Genomic DNA, 13,012 nt, shown 5'->3' with positions numbered 1-13,012 from the left:
GCCGGCGATACACGTTCGCTTCTATGCTTTTTTGGGCCAGACAAAGTGGCTGATGGCAATTAAAAAGTCAATGCCTAAAACGAGTGACCAAAAACGCAATATGCCGCTTAGCGCTTCCGTCCGGGAAGGGTCGCCAACCAAGAAAATTAATCCCGCCAGCAGAACAGCCCCAATGAAATAAGCGAGCACATGCCGGACCCAGCCGGAAAAGTACTGTTTGGCATATGCCATTCCATATTTTTTGACCGGCTTTGGCCCTTGTTTCATCACATAATATACAAACCTTTCATCCGCCCATTGAATCATGCTTTTTCCAAACCCAATAGAAACACCAATATATACAGCTGCCAGCGCGTGAGCCTGCGTTGCAGTCGCTCCATTCAATAGATCTGCCCCCGTAGCAAGGACCAGCACTAAATCAATTACTGGCGTTAAGGCTAAAAACAAAAGGCCTAATTTTTTGCGCTTGAACACATATCTTGTTGCCAGCCCCAGAATAATGACCACCCAAAATGCAATTTCACACGCTACAATTAGCCAAACAATCAGGTTCATGGAACCTCTCCTTTTTAATACATTTGTATTATTTAAAAACAGTTTAACATGTATCTTTTTACAATACAACCGTATTATAAAATTGCTTCCAGCTTTTTTTCCTGCTAAGATAAGGATATGCCTAAAATAGTTGATCACGATAAACGAAAAAAAGATATTGCTGAAGCCACATGGCGAGTTATTCTGGAGCAAGGAATGGAAGGAGCGACAGTGCGGAATATCGCTAAAGAAGCAGACCTCTCCCTTGGTGCGCTGCGCCATTACTTTTCTACCCAGAATGAGCTGCTTGTTTATGCGATGGAACTCGTAAAGGAGCAGGCAGAGGCACGAATTAATCAAATTGTTCTAGAAAACTTGCCGCCAAAGGCTGCTCTTTTAAAAATTTTGATGGAACTTGTTCCAGCCACTCCAGAAACGATGGCAGAAACAGAGGTGTGGTTTGCTTTTATTGCTTACGCCCGTCATAAAGATGCCCCATTCAGTGCCCAAGATGACGGGGTTTGGGATGGGATCAGCCGGATGGTTTATTCCCTTTATCAAGCTAATCTCTTAAAGGACGGCTTAAATCCCAGCCTGGAGGCGGAAAGGCTGTATGCCCTTGTAGACGGACTGGCTCTCCACGCCCTGCTGGACCCGGATCGGGTTGACAGGGAACGGCTTATAGATGTGCTTTCTAGCCAAATTGATTTGATTTTGAAAGAACAGGATGATCAAACGTCAGGGGGGTGCAAAGATGAGGAAGAAAAATCGTAAGCTATTGATTCAAGAACTTGATATTACTGAGGCAGAGACAGCGCAGCAGGTGTGGCAGATCCAGATTCCAGCTTATGAAGCTGAAGCAGAACTAATTAAGTGCTGGGACTTGCCTCCCTTAAAAGAAACAGCTGCCTGCCTCCAACAATGCGGCGAAACGTTTTACGGCGGGTTTATCGACGGCCAGCTTGCTGGAGCCATTTCCTTTAAAATAACGGATGACGCGCTTGATATTCACCGTTTGATGGTCGCCCGGCATTTCTTCAGGCAAGGTGTAGCCCGGGCTCTTATCGGGTACGTGGAACAGCTGGCTGCCGGCCAAAAAGAAATCATCGTTGCAACCGGCACTGATAATCTTCCAGCTGTCGAACTATATAAGCAGCAAGGCTTTAAAGAAGTAAAGAAAGTCGTTACTCCGGAAAACCTTTCACTTACTTTCTTCTCAAAAGAAAAAAAGCAGCTTTGAAAACCTGGTTTCCAAAGCTGCTTTTTTTATAATGGAACCTCGGTTCCCGGACTGCCTTCCCTCTTCCACTTCAGAACAGGCGGGCTGCTCATTTTCATTTCTTGTTTGTTCTTCCAATAGTCTGCTTCCTGGTTGCCTGGTTCACGGCTTTTCACATCATTGATGAGCCACTTCTTCTTTGATTGATCATAGAATAAAGAATACGTGTTCACCGACTTAAAAGAAGTATCCTCAAATTCTTGGACGTTGCGATATTTCACTTTATTATTATAAGCAGTAAGGGCCGTGACATCAGCAGACCACCGTCCATCAAAGTGGTGAACAGACAGGTCATCCAGATTGACGACAGCTCCTTCGTACTGGGCATGAATCTCATCGATATAATCCTTCACCGCTTCAAAGCTTTCCTGAAGCGATAAAGATCCTTCCAGCACTTCATCTGTCACATTGGTCAGCTTGGTTTTATCAAAGCCTGATGTTTGATAGACCACGATATCATTATTAAACATATCCATGGCTTTCATGACAGCTTTCTGCACGCCTTTATCGGAACTCGCCAGTGCGTTGCTGTCAATGACTACACTCACTTCTGAGCTGCCCCATACTTCCTTTTTCTCTTTTTTCTCAAATGTGCCTAAATCATTGATCACTTTCACCTTTAACTGATAGATGCCCGGAATAACAGGACCATATTTATTGTCCTTCTGCTTTTTAATCGCTTGGTCCGACTTGCCGGCCGTCAAGCTCACCCGGTCATCCTCATTCTGGCCTGTTACCTTAATGACGGCTGTTTTTACTTTCAATTTATATTGAGGAAACAGACCCCACTTTTTTCCGTCTTCTGTTAAGGAAATTTGCTGGGACGTTGATGTATAGTCACCTTCGTTGATTTGTTCCTCAAGCCCTTCCTTAATCGCATCATAACTGCTGCTGTTTTCTTTTAAATAAGCAATCAGCGCCTGGACAGCTGTCTTATTAACAGCCGCCTGCTTATTGTCAGTTACAATGACGTCTTGCAAGAGAGCAGGATCATCGTCTGCCACCGCTTTTTTTAATACATCTACCGTCTTTTCCGGTGATGCAGACTGCTTCAAGGCAAAAAATACACCGCCAATTACAAGAAGAAGAATCACAGCCGGAATAATAATCAAGCTTTTTTTATTCATAGCTCTCTCCTATTTAGTAAGCTTTTCCTTCACCAAACGCCTGAACCAGATAATCAGCATAATGATCAGAAGTGTCTACTGTCCACTTTCCATCCTTTTTCACCATCTTGATCTCTGCTCCGTGCTGGCTTTTAGCTACTTCTAACGATTGAACTGCTGCATCGAATTTAGAAAGAGCGTATTGTTTTTCTTTTTCTGTATCAAAGCCGCCTGTGTTTGTTCGGTATTCTTTTTGATAATCGTATAGTTTGTCATAAAGCTTATTCGTTGAAACGGTCGAATAGTCAAGTTTCACCACAGCTTTATCGCCTGCTTTAGCCGTAGTCTTCGCTTCTACTGTAGCTTTTTCTCCAAGAGCTGACTTATAGCTGTTATAATACTTGTCGATATCCGCATCAGTTGTCGCATCCGGCAACGAAAGATCAAGCTGCTTCTTAAATCCAGTTTTTGCTTCTTCTTGAACAGCTTCTTTATCGGCAGTTACAAGCTTTTCATAATCTTCATTGTCTTTCCCAAGATAAATAACGTCAATGTAAGCTGTTAATGCTTTTGCTGGATCTTGAAGTTCATTAAAGCTTTTTGCATATTTTTTCGTATCAAGTTCAAGCATAATCTCTTCTGCTTCTTCGCCTGGTTTAGATAAACGCGGCGTGACGCCGATTTTGTATTTTTTATCTTTTTCAGCATTGAAATACAAAGGAATCGTCTTTACTTTTCCCGCACCGATATCGCTGCTTCCTTCAGTCTCTAAATCAATTCCCCGCGCATAGACCGATGTCTCCGGGCTCAGCTGTTCATCACCGTCATATAAATACACACCATCATATGAAGATACATTAATAGAAGATTTAGAATCATTTTTTACCTTTAAATCGACAAGCAGCATCCCCGCTGTCTCTTCTTCGGCTTCTCCGTCATCTCCTGCCAGGATAAATTCTGCTTTATCAATAGAAACCTCCGCTACCTTGCTTTTTCCTGTTTCCCCGCTGGCCTCCTTAGTGCCTGACCCGCCGCATGCAGCCAGTACAAGCATAATAGAAAGCATGAATGCGAATATACCAATCTTTTTATTCATTGTATTCTCCCCTCTACACAAGTTGCTTTTTCTTGGTATTTTTTCTCCTCTTTCCATAATAGTTAATCAATTTCAATAGAACAAGATGGAATCCGCGGGGATTTCTTCCTGTTTTGACAAAGGTTCCTCACACTTATAAGGTCTATTTAACTATATTCTGTAAAATATGCAAAAATTCTTGATGATATTTTCCTGATCAAACACTATTTTTGTCATACATTACCAATTTTATAATTAAAACTCTTTCTTCTTTGGGTGCCTTCTCTATCTCTTTTCTAGGTTTGTAAAGGTTTTGTAAAATCTCCCGCACCTCATAGATTTACTTTTCGTTGTTGATTATAATTGATTATGATTTTCGATATCGATTTCCGTAATTGATAATTTAAAATTAAGGAGGGACCTTCCTTTGGAAGAAAAAGTGCTGCGCAAGTTATTTTTAGGGTTTATTCATATCCACATTTTGCATCACGCAAAGGAGCATCCGGTTTTCGGGGCTTGGATGGTAGAGGAGCTGAGGGGGCATGGGTATACGATCAGCCCCGGCACTCTTTATCCAATCTTGCACTCGATGGAACGTGACGGTCTTTTACATCGTGAAGACAAACTAGTCGAGGGGAAAATCCGCAAATATTATACAACGACTGCCAGGGGCGAAACCATCCTTGCAGAAGCACGACAAAAAGCCTTTGAGCTGTTTAAAGAAATTCGGGATTGAAACTGGAAAGGAGTTTGATCGAGTGAATAACATGAAGAAAAAAACTAGCATAAGCCAGCTCATGGAAATTCTGCTTATTTCCACCCGGCTGGGCTTCACTTCCTTCGGCGGGCCGGTTGCGCACTTGGGCTATTTCCATGAAGAATACGTCCGCCGCAGAAAGTGGCTGAACGAGAAAGATTACGCTGATTTAGTCGCTCTGTGCCAATTTCTTCCTGGGCCAGCGAGCAGTCAGGTTGGCATTGGCATCGGGGTGATGCGTGCGGGAGTCATTGGAGGGATTCTTGCTTTCATTGGCTTTACCCTTCCCTCTGTCCTTGCTTTAATGATCTTTGCGCTTGCTTTGCAAGGAATGGATATGGAGAGTGCCGGCTGGATCCATGGGTTAAAGCTTGTCGCCGTAGCAGTCGTTGCTCATGCAATTGCCGGAATGGCTGGAAAGCTGGCGCCTGATCTAACCCGAAAGGCGATTGTATTAGCAGCTTTAACTGGTACGCTGCTTTGGCAAAGTTCCCTCTCACAGGTACTCGTTATTGTGATTAGCGGAATAGCCGGCTACCTTGTATATAAGCAGACAAACAGCACAGAACGCTCCACATTGTCCTTCCCTTTATCCCGGAAGTTCGGGGCCATCTGCCTTGGTCTGTTCTTCGGCTTGCTCTTTGCTCTTCCGCTCTTAAGGGAAATGGTTTCATGGAACTGGCTGGCGATGACAGACAGCTTCTATCGGGCAGGTTCATTAGTGTTTGGCGGCGGGCACGTTGTTTTGCCTTTATTAGAAAGAGAATTTGTTCCCGGAGGCTGGCTGAGCGCTGAGCAATTTCTGGCAGGCTACGGAGCGGCCCAAGCTGTTCCTGGACCACTCTTTACTTTTTCAGCCTATATCGGCGCTGTTATTAGCGGCTGGAAAGGCGGATTGATTGCGACATTTGCGATTTTCTTGCCCGCTTTTTTACTTATCCTGGGAACCTTGCCTTTTTGGAATACACTCCGCCGCAACCCGCATGTGCAAGGGGCTCTAATGGGGGTAAATGCGGCTGTAGTTGGCATTTTGATCGCTGCTTTTTATGATCCGATCTGGACAAGCTCCGTATTGAAACCAGCCGATTTTGCTTTTGCGGCTATCCTGTTCAGCATGCTTGCCTATTGGAAGCTCCCGCCTTGGGTTGTTGTGCTGACCGGTGCTGCTGGGGGATTCATCTTCCCTTTCCTGCCAATCTAGTTTTTATCGATAAAAAGAGAAACAACTTATTCAATATTTCAATAGGACTTATGAATTCATCCTTCTCCGTTTAAAGACAAATCAGCTGGGAATGATAGGAGAAAAAGGAGGAATGACATGAAAACGCCTATTTATTTACTTGCAGTTATGACTGTTATGCTGCTGACAGCTGCCGGCTGCGGCTCTAAAAAAGACGAAGCAGCCGAGCCTGCTTCAACAAGTACAGACACAGCTAAAGAACCGGTGATAACAGAGGAAGCAGGAGAACAAGAGGAGAAAGAGAAACCGGTTGATCTGTCCGGCGGCTTGGAAGAAGTATCTATTGCTCTGGAAGAACTGCAAAGCGCTATAGATACCGCCCCCCAGAATGCTGCTCAATTACAAGCTTCCGGAAAAAAAGCAGAGGAAAAATGGGATGCCATTGAAGAACAAGTAGAAGAAGCACATCCAGAGGACTATAAGAATATTGAAGAAAGCCTGTATCCTCTCATTGATGAAACAAAAAAGGATCAGCCCGATGCTGAAAAAATCAAACCCTTACTTACGAAGACGATAGAAAAATTAAACGCGTTCCAAGAAAAAACAGCTTCAAACTCCTAAGTTCTTGCAATATGCTTTGAAAGAGCCTGTTCCCCTTGGGGCAGGCTCTTTTTGCCTTTATCTTTTCTCTTTTTCCAGCCAAGCAGCGAACATCCTTCCGAATCGCCCTGGAGAGAAATTGTTATGCTTCTGCCGTTCATAGTGCATCTTAACAAATTCCATAAACTTTGGAGAAATGGGTTTGGAAGCGATAAGCGGATAATAGAGCTTATAGGCTTCTTTTAAGTGCTCCCATCTCCGGTCACTTCCTGGCTTTACATATTCCGAGACGTCAATCAGCTTAATTCCGCCATCTTGCAGAATAATATTCTTTAAATGAATATCCCGCGGGTTTAAGCCAGTCTGCTCGGCCTCTTCTATTGCCTGATCCACTTGTTCGATGGCTTCGGGAGGAATATAGGTGCCTGTCGCGAGGCAGTCGTATAAATTCATGCCCGGCTCGAAGCTAATCACAATGAATCGGCTTCCTTCCCCATAAAAAACGGGATAGCAGGAAGAGCCGGCCAGCTTCTTATACGCAGCGACTTCATTGACTTTCGTTTGCTCCTTGCCCTCCGCATACACTTTAAATGCATAGCTTGGACTAGACGCATGAACAAATACAGCAGCATCCGTTCCTATGCCTGCACAATGCAATTGGTCAGGCATGTTCCTTATCGTTACCGGCACATTTCCTTCTCCCGCCTGCACCTCAATTTCTTCAATTAATGGTATAGCTTCTTCCCAGTGGAATTCTTTCACAAGATTGCCCCTCTACCCTTTCCTAAGATTGCTAGCTCGCCGCTATCAACTTTTCCCCGTTCTTGCTAAGTATATGCAGCAACTGTTTTCTCTTACCCTCGATCTTGCGACTTTTATTCATCGTTGCCTCTTTCCGGATTATTTAATCATACGGATCATAACGAAAAAGGTTTTAAAAAATTAAATGAACTGGCAGCATATTTAATTATTCTGTGAAGGGGCATGAAAGCCAAAGACCGCCGCAGCACTCAAATATCATGGAGTGCTGCGGCGGTCTGGATGCAAGATTTTTATTCTACTATTTTTGCTTTCTTTTGCTGTTCCTCTGTTAATTTGACTCCAAGAAGATCGGCCGTTTTCTTGTTGACGACCAGCTCCAGATTTTCAGGAACGCCTACCGGAATGTCGCTCGGTTTTTTCCCTTCAAGAATGTCAACAGCCATTTTTCCCGTTGAATAGCCAAGGTCATGGTATTCAAACCCGTAGGAGGCAAATCCGCCGCGCTTGACTGAATCGCTTTCTCCGACAAATGCCGGGATCTTCTTCGCATTGGCCACCGTCAGGACTGATTCAAGAGCAGAAACAACTGTATTGTCTTTCGGAATATACAAAACATCAGCCCGTCCAACCAGCGTTTCGGCTGCCTGCTTGACCTCCGAGCTAGCGGAAACTGTCACTTCCACGGCCTCCATACCATTTTCCTTCAGCGCTTTTTTCGCTTTATCCACGTTGACTACAGAATTTGGCTCGCCTGAATTATAAATAATCCCTACTTTTTTAGCATCAGGGAAAAACTCTTTAATAGAAGCAATTGTGTTTTTAATAGCTTCCGGATGAGTGTCCGATGTGCCTGTGACATTTCCGCCCGGCTCTTCCATGCTTTTGACGAGCTTAGCGCTGACAGGGTCAGTAATCGCCGTAAATAAAACCGGAATATCCTTCGTTGCTTGCAAAGCCGCCTGAGCGCTTGGCGTAGAAATCGCTAAAATTAAATCATTCCCATCATTCACAAGCTTTTGTGCAATGGTCATATTATTATTTACATCCGCTTGCGCATTTTGATAATCAAGCGTTAAGTTCTTTCCTTCTTCATACCCCGCATCCTTCAATGCTTCAATAAATCCTTCTCTCGCTCCATCTAAGGATGGGTGCTCTACCAGTTGGGTGATTCCTACCTTCACATCTTTCTTTTTGGAGGTGCCTTCCCCCTCAGCACCGCCTCCGCTTTCGTTGCCGTCCGAGCTGCACGCTGCTAACACGAGCAGCAAGCCGAGCATAACTCCCAGTAGCCACTTTTTCATTCGTTCTCCTCCTAGACCCTAAAACTGTTTTTATTTTCAAAATATTTTTTATATTACGATAGTACCATGCCTTTACAGAAAGATACAATCATTAATTTAAGAAAGAACCTTCTTTCAAACAGGCTGATCTTCATTCCAGCGGACGCCTTCTGCAGGAGTTGCCGCCTTCATTCCAATCAGCCCAGAAGAAGCAATCTATTTTAGGAGCATATGGGACCTCTCTCTTTTAGGACACAAGCTTCAAACCGACGGCGGCTCCGAGCACGATGGCAATGCAAGCTATTCGCTTCCAGTCTTTGGACTCCCCATATAGCAGCATTCCTAAAATTGCGCCGCCTGAAGCACCGATGCCTGTCCAAATAGCGTAGGCTGTTCCCATGGGCAGTGTCTCCATCGCTAAAGCAAGAAAAAGAAAGCTTGCGCCAAAGCCAGCGGCCATAAGAACGAATGATTGCCAGTTTTTATTTTTATGAAGACTGTTAATCATCGCCACTCCCATCATTTCAAAAATTCCCGCAAGAATAAGATAAAACCAGCTCATGAAGACCTCTCTCCTTCCGTTTCATCTGTCACAAGCTTTAAACCGATCACTCCGATAAGCAGCACAAGGATCAGCACAAGCTTGGCCGCCTTGACGGGTTCGCCAAAAAAGAGAATTTCTGATAAAACCGTGCCAGCTGTTCCTAGTCCGACAAACACAGCGTATACAGTGCCGACCGGCAGCTTATTGCCGGCCGCGATTAATGCATAAAAGCTGATAGCAATAGCGATGGCCGTTCCTGCCCATTCCCATGGACCGTCGGCATGCTTTAAGCCAATTACCCAGAAGACTTCGAAGAAAGCCGCAAAAAATACTTTAACCCATTCTTTCGTCATCCATTTTTCCTCCTTTTGAAAACAAAAAAGCCCGAAAGATTACACAATCTCATTGTGGTAATCTCCCGGGCTTTTATCCCTCCGTGTCACAGAACAGCTCTGTGCGCCTTCTCTCGGACCAGGCCGGAAGCATCCGCGGAACCCTAGAAAGCATAAACTATTCAAGTCGTTATGTTTTTAACTTTAGCAACAAATAATTGGACGGTCAATGATCTTTTTGAAAAGAATCAGGTCGGCTCAGACACCTCTTTCCAATGTCTTTTCTCGTCATCTTCAATGATGCCGAGAGTGACATCGGCCACTTCAGGTTCGCGGAGCAGCCGGTCCATCACCCGGAATTTAATATCATCCGCCTGAGCGAGCGAGAGGCCTTTTCTCAACTCGACAATCCCATCAATGTGATAAATCCGTCCCTCCTGAATCATTCTCATCTTATAAATATCGACAACATCCGGGTCAGCCAGCAGAATGCCAGCCATCTTATTTTCTACCTCCGTGGGCGCAGCGACACCAATCAGTCCGACCATATTGTCATAACCAACACGAAAAGCGACGATGATCATCAATAAACCGATCAATATGGTAATGGCGCCATCCGCTGCCAGAAACCCAAAAAACTGGGTAACAATAATGCCAAGCAAAGCAAGAACTGCTCCCGAGGTGGCCACTAAATCTTCATAAAATACTAACCGTGTAGCAGGAGAAGCCTTTCCTGCATTTTTAAAAGCAGTGACGATAATGTTTCCTTGTTTCTCTGCACGCGCTTCTTCTGCAATCTCCTTCATTGCTTTAACTAAAATAAATCCATCTACGGCAATCGCCGCTGCCAGCACAAATAAATTCAATAGAAAGTCACTTGGCTCAGACGGATGCTTTAACAGCTTCCAGCCTTTCATGATTGTTTCATAAGCCATAATCGTTACGACGATCACTGCTACCATACAAAAAATATTGATCAGCCGTCCAAAGCCGACCGGAAACCGCTTAGATGGCTTCATTTCAGCCAAGGCGCTGCCGAAGTACACAAACCCCTGGTTCACTGCATCGGCCAGCGAATGCATAGCTGAGGCAAACATCGTCCCGCTACCGCTGAATGCAGCGGCAATTCCTTTCAAAATAGCAAGTACTGTATTGCCAATAGCTGCAATGCCTGACGATGTGTTTCCTTTTTTCAATAATTGAATAAAGCCCATGATTCGCCTCCCCGTTTTTTTGTTGCCTTACCCAGGTTTAACCGCAGTTATCCATACAGACGATCCATTTCAGCAGATAGAAAACCAATATAAGAAAACCCGGAGATTAACATTATTATGTTAATCTCCGGGTTTTCTATTCTTCCGCCGATCTAATAAAAAAGCGGAATTCTTACACGGTAAAGCGGCTGACCACGTCCTTCAATTCATGGGCAATACTGTTCATCTGTTCTGTGGATGAGGCCACCCGCGCCGTTTCTCTCTGCTGCTCGGCAGCTGAAGCGCTGACTTGTTCAGCAGAGGCGGCGGTCTCCTCTGAGATAGCCGATATGCTTTGAATAGATTCGACCGCCTTCTCTTTATACTCCACCATTTCATCTAGCTTTGCAGCTAGCCGCGTGACTAATTCACCCAGCTGGTTAGCAAGTTCGGCGTTTTCCTTAAATGAAGATTCTGTATGAAGCACCGATTGGTTTTTAACTTCTACCAATTCAATATTTTTCGTAATCACAGCAACTGTTTGCTTGGACTCCTCCAATATTTCCTGGACGGTTTGTTGAATGACATCCGTTTCTTGGCGAGATTGCTCGGCAAGCTTTCTTACTTCCTCAGCCACAACAGCGAATCCTTTTCCATGTTCTCCCGCCCGCGCCGCTTCGATGCTGGCATTTAAAGCAAGCAAATTGGTCTGTGCTGTAATGCCGTGGATGGAAGCGATCACCATGTCAATATTAGCAATTTTGCCGGATAGTGTCTGAATCTGCTCTTGAACCTTTTCATTCATCCGGTCGGTATCTTGATTGTGCTCCCGCAGCAGCTGCACCTGCGCCAGCCCTTGCTCATTTGATTGGCCAGCTTTTACAGATAACTGATTCATGCTAGCAGAGAGAGCAGCCAATGCATCTATTTGTTCGGCAAGGCCGGCCATTAGCTGATTGGCGTCCTCTGTGTCTATCGACTGCTGAGAAGCGCCTTGGGCAATTTCATCAATAGCCGCCGCCACTTGTTCACTCGCAGCAGAGACCTCTTCAAATGTGTGATGCACCTGACCGGCAGAGTCCTTTAATTGAACAGATGAGTCTTTCACCACATTGATCGCTTCGTTCGTTTTACCGAGCATATCATTAAAGGCCTCTGCGACTAAGCCGATTTCATCCGGACGAATATGCGAGGGATCAATCTTAGTTGTTAAATCACCCGTCGCGGCTTTTTCAATGGCTTCCCTTAAGTACGTTAAAGGCTTTAGCTGCCGATGAATGAACCAGGTTGAAACGACAGCCATTAAAAGAATCATCAAAACAGCTGCGGCAATTGTCAGCCATAACACCGTTTTAAATGTCTGCAAAATACTCGAATTTGGAACAACTGTCTGTACAGACCAGATTTGATTTATTCCTTCAACAGATACCGGAGCAAATGTATTAAACGCCTTTTCCTTGAGCTGCTTGGAATCCACATATAACGTATCGGCTTTGCGCTCGCCTAAGTGGGAGCGGATGGTCTTCCAATCCAACGCCTCTTCTATATTCGTCCCGGTTAGCTTCTCATTAATGCTGTTAGCTACCACCAAGCCTTGATCGGTCACAATGCTGGCATAGCCGCCATCTGGCTTCATGTTTCTTACTAGATCATTTAAGAACTCAATCGAGAAATCCGCTGTCATCACTCCAATAAACTGCTTGTCTTTGGAAAATAACGGAACAGAAATAGTAGTCATGGAGACAGTTTGACCTCCAGCCTCATACTCATAAGGCTCTGTTAAAACCGGTCTTCCTGTTTTCTTAGGAATTAAATACCAGTCGCCCTCTCCTTCCTTTTCATAGCCGTGAATAGCCTCTGTTTGAATGCGGCTTTCTTCTTTATATAAATAGGGGATGAAACGGCGGGTTTGATCGGTTAACTCTTTGTTGACAGTTTTCTCAATCGGAACCGCATTTTCTTCAAAAACGAGACCCATACCGAAAATGTTCGGGTTCTCGGAAAGATTCTTCTCAATCATTCGCAAAGCAGACTGCGCTGTCAGCTTCTTATCATTATGCAAAGCTTCAAACACGCGCTTTGAGGTGAACAGCATGTTACTCGTTTGTTCAAAGCGCTGGCTTAATTCAGCTGCATATAACTTCGCATGTTCACTCGCGTATGCCTCTGAATCTTCTACACTTTTATTGTATAGAATCGTATTTGTGACAAAAGAATACACGACAAAAAGCAATAAAAATAGGCCAACAATCAGTCCGGACAATTTCCAGGCAATACTTTTCGTCTTTCCCATCTGCTTCACTCCTCTTCTTCGGGCTTAATCACGCCGCGTCCCGTTTTTCATTTCTTCATTCATAAGCGTGCTGTCAT

14 protein-coding genes and 1 riboswitch are annotated in these 13,012 nt (G+C 44.5%); of the genes, 5 read left to right on the top strand and 9 right to left on the bottom strand.

All coding sequences use genetic code 11. From position 1 onward, the window contains the following. Positions 1–21 precede the first annotated feature (21 nt). On the bottom strand, positions 22–555 hold the full coding sequence (locus B1A98_RS11065; RefSeq protein WP_063385965.1) for a hypothetical protein: 534 nt from the start codon (positions 553–555) through the stop codon (positions 22–24). A 117-nt stretch (positions 556–672) separates the two neighbouring features. On the opposite strand from B1A98_RS11065, the gene B1A98_RS11060 reads away from it, so the two are divergent. Together B1A98_RS11060 and B1A98_RS11055 are read left to right on the top strand one after the other, a co-directional pair. Continuing rightward, positions 673–1,308 (top strand): TetR/AcrR family transcriptional regulator, encoded by a 636-nt coding sequence (locus tag B1A98_RS11060; protein ID WP_063385964.1) that lies wholly within the window; start codon positions 673–675, stop codon positions 1,306–1,308. Next, positions 1,289–1,774 carry a GNAT family N-acetyltransferase gene (locus B1A98_RS11055; RefSeq protein WP_158286031.1) on the top strand — a complete coding sequence of 162 codons (486 nt, stop codon included), beginning with the start codon at positions 1,289–1,291 and terminating at the stop codon, positions 1,772–1,774. The genes B1A98_RS11060 and B1A98_RS11055 overlap by 20 nt, the downstream gene beginning before the upstream one ends. A 26-nt stretch (positions 1,775–1,800) precedes the next feature. Here B1A98_RS11055 and B1A98_RS11050 read toward each other — a convergent pair whose 3' ends face one another. Continuing rightward, positions 1,801–2,940 (bottom strand): TcaA second domain-containing protein, encoded by a 1,140-nt coding sequence (locus B1A98_RS11050; RefSeq protein ID WP_082028235.1) that lies wholly within the window; start codon positions 2,938–2,940, stop codon positions 1,801–1,803. A 13-nt stretch (positions 2,941–2,953) separates the two neighbouring features. Continuing rightward, a complete protein-coding gene (locus B1A98_RS11045; protein ID WP_063385963.1) occupies positions 2,954–4,015 on the bottom strand; it encodes a DUF5105 domain-containing protein in 1,062 nt (353 codons plus the stop codon). Between the two features lie 406 nt (positions 4,016–4,421). On the opposite strand from B1A98_RS11045, the gene B1A98_RS11040 reads away from it, so the two are divergent. From B1A98_RS11040 to B1A98_RS11030, 3 genes are all read left to right on the top strand, one after another. Then, positions 4,422–4,730: a PadR family transcriptional regulator gene (locus B1A98_RS11040; RefSeq protein ID WP_063385962.1), complete on the top strand. Its 309-nt coding sequence runs from the start codon at positions 4,422–4,424 to the stop codon at positions 4,728–4,730. Between the two features lie 31 nt (positions 4,731–4,761). After that, on the top strand, positions 4,762–5,952 hold the full coding sequence (locus B1A98_RS11035) for a chromate transporter (RefSeq protein ID WP_063386020.1): 1,191 nt from the start codon (positions 4,762–4,764) through the stop codon (positions 5,950–5,952). 117 nt (positions 5,953–6,069) lie between these two features. After that, positions 6,070–6,552 (top strand): hypothetical protein, encoded by a 483-nt coding sequence (locus B1A98_RS11030; RefSeq protein WP_063385961.1) that lies wholly within the window; start codon positions 6,070–6,072, stop codon positions 6,550–6,552. A 57-nt stretch (positions 6,553–6,609) separates the two neighbouring features. Here B1A98_RS11030 and B1A98_RS11025 read toward each other — a convergent pair whose 3' ends face one another. From B1A98_RS11025 to B1A98_RS11000, 6 genes are all read right to left on the bottom strand, one after another. Further along, entirely contained in the window at positions 6,610–7,293 is a 684-nt protein-coding gene (locus B1A98_RS11025; protein ID WP_063385960.1) for a hypothetical protein, read from the bottom strand. Positions 7,294–7,583: 290 nt separating this feature from the next. Then, entirely contained in the window at positions 7,584–8,594 is a 1,011-nt protein-coding gene (locus tag B1A98_RS11020) for an ABC transporter substrate-binding protein (protein WP_041100574.1), read from the bottom strand. Between the two features lie 226 nt (positions 8,595–8,820). After that, positions 8,821–9,135 (bottom strand): DMT family transporter, encoded by a 315-nt coding sequence (locus B1A98_RS11015; protein ID WP_063385959.1) that lies wholly within the window; start codon positions 9,133–9,135, stop codon positions 8,821–8,823. Then, a complete protein-coding gene (locus tag B1A98_RS11010; protein WP_063385958.1) occupies positions 9,132–9,470 on the bottom strand; it encodes a DMT family transporter in 339 nt (112 codons plus the stop codon). Before B1A98_RS11010 ends, B1A98_RS11015 begins: the two co-directional genes overlap by 4 nt. Before the next feature lie 60 nt (positions 9,471–9,530). Further along, a riboswitch (guanidine-I (ykkC/yxkD leader) is annotated at positions 9,531–9,628 on the bottom strand. Between the two features lie 69 nt (positions 9,629–9,697). Continuing rightward, the gene (locus tag B1A98_RS11005) at positions 9,698–10,663 is read right to left on the bottom strand and encodes a cation diffusion facilitator family transporter (RefSeq protein ID WP_063385957.1); all 966 of its coding nucleotides are present in this window, start codon (positions 10,661–10,663) and stop codon (positions 9,698–9,700) included. Between the two features lie 172 nt (positions 10,664–10,835). Next, the gene (locus B1A98_RS11000; RefSeq protein WP_063385956.1) at positions 10,836–12,935 is read right to left on the bottom strand and encodes a methyl-accepting chemotaxis protein; all 2,100 of its coding nucleotides are present in this window, start codon (positions 12,933–12,935) and stop codon (positions 10,836–10,838) included. Between the last annotated feature and the right edge of the window lie 77 nt (positions 12,936–13,012).

Origin of the sequence: Pseudobacillus badius, from assembly GCF_002189605.1 — a bacterium.
GTDB lineage: Bacteria > Bacillota > Bacilli > Bacillales > Domibacillaceae > Pseudobacillus > Pseudobacillus badius.
This window is presented reverse-complemented; position numbering and strand designations above follow the sequence as displayed.

Excerpts from the sequence above, each read along its gene's own strand:
- B1A98_RS11015 (WP_063385959.1), bottom strand. The coding sequence starts at position 9,135 with ATGAGCTGGTTTTATCTTATTCTTGCGGGAATTTTTGAAATGATGGGA.
- B1A98_RS11020 (WP_041100574.1), bottom strand. The coding sequence starts at position 8,594 with ATGAAAAAGTGGCTACTGGGAGTTATGCTCGGCTTGCTGCTCGTGTTA.
- B1A98_RS11065 (WP_063385965.1), bottom strand. The coding sequence starts at position 555 with ATGAACCTGATTGTTTGGCTAATTGTAGCGTGTGAAATTGCATTTTGG.
- B1A98_RS11030 (WP_063385961.1), top strand. The coding sequence starts at position 6,070 with ATGAAAACGCCTATTTATTTACTTGCAGTTATGACTGTTATGCTGCTG.
- B1A98_RS11005 (WP_063385957.1), bottom strand. The coding sequence starts at position 10,663 with ATGGGCTTTATTCAATTATTGAAAAAAGGAAACACATCGTCAGGCATT.
- B1A98_RS11050 (WP_082028235.1), bottom strand. The coding sequence starts at position 2,940 with ATGAATAAAAAAAGCTTGATTATTATTCCGGCTGTGATTCTTCTTCTT.
- B1A98_RS11010 (WP_063385958.1), bottom strand. The coding sequence starts at position 9,470 with ATGACGAAAGAATGGGTTAAAGTATTTTTTGCGGCTTTCTTCGAAGTC.
- B1A98_RS11035 (WP_063386020.1), top strand. The coding sequence starts at position 4,762 with ATGAAGAAAAAAACTAGCATAAGCCAGCTCATGGAAATTCTGCTTATT.
- B1A98_RS11045 (WP_063385963.1), bottom strand. The coding sequence starts at position 4,015 with ATGAATAAAAAGATTGGTATATTCGCATTCATGCTTTCTATTATGCTT.
- B1A98_RS11060 (WP_063385964.1), top strand. The coding sequence starts at position 673 with ATGCCTAAAATAGTTGATCACGATAAACGAAAAAAAGATATTGCTGAA.
- B1A98_RS11055 (WP_158286031.1), top strand. The coding sequence starts at position 1,289 with ATGAGGAAGAAAAATCGTAAGCTATTGATTCAAGAACTTGATATTACT.
- B1A98_RS11000 (WP_063385956.1), bottom strand. The coding sequence starts at position 12,935 with ATGGGAAAGACGAAAAGTATTGCCTGGAAATTGTCCGGACTGATTGTT.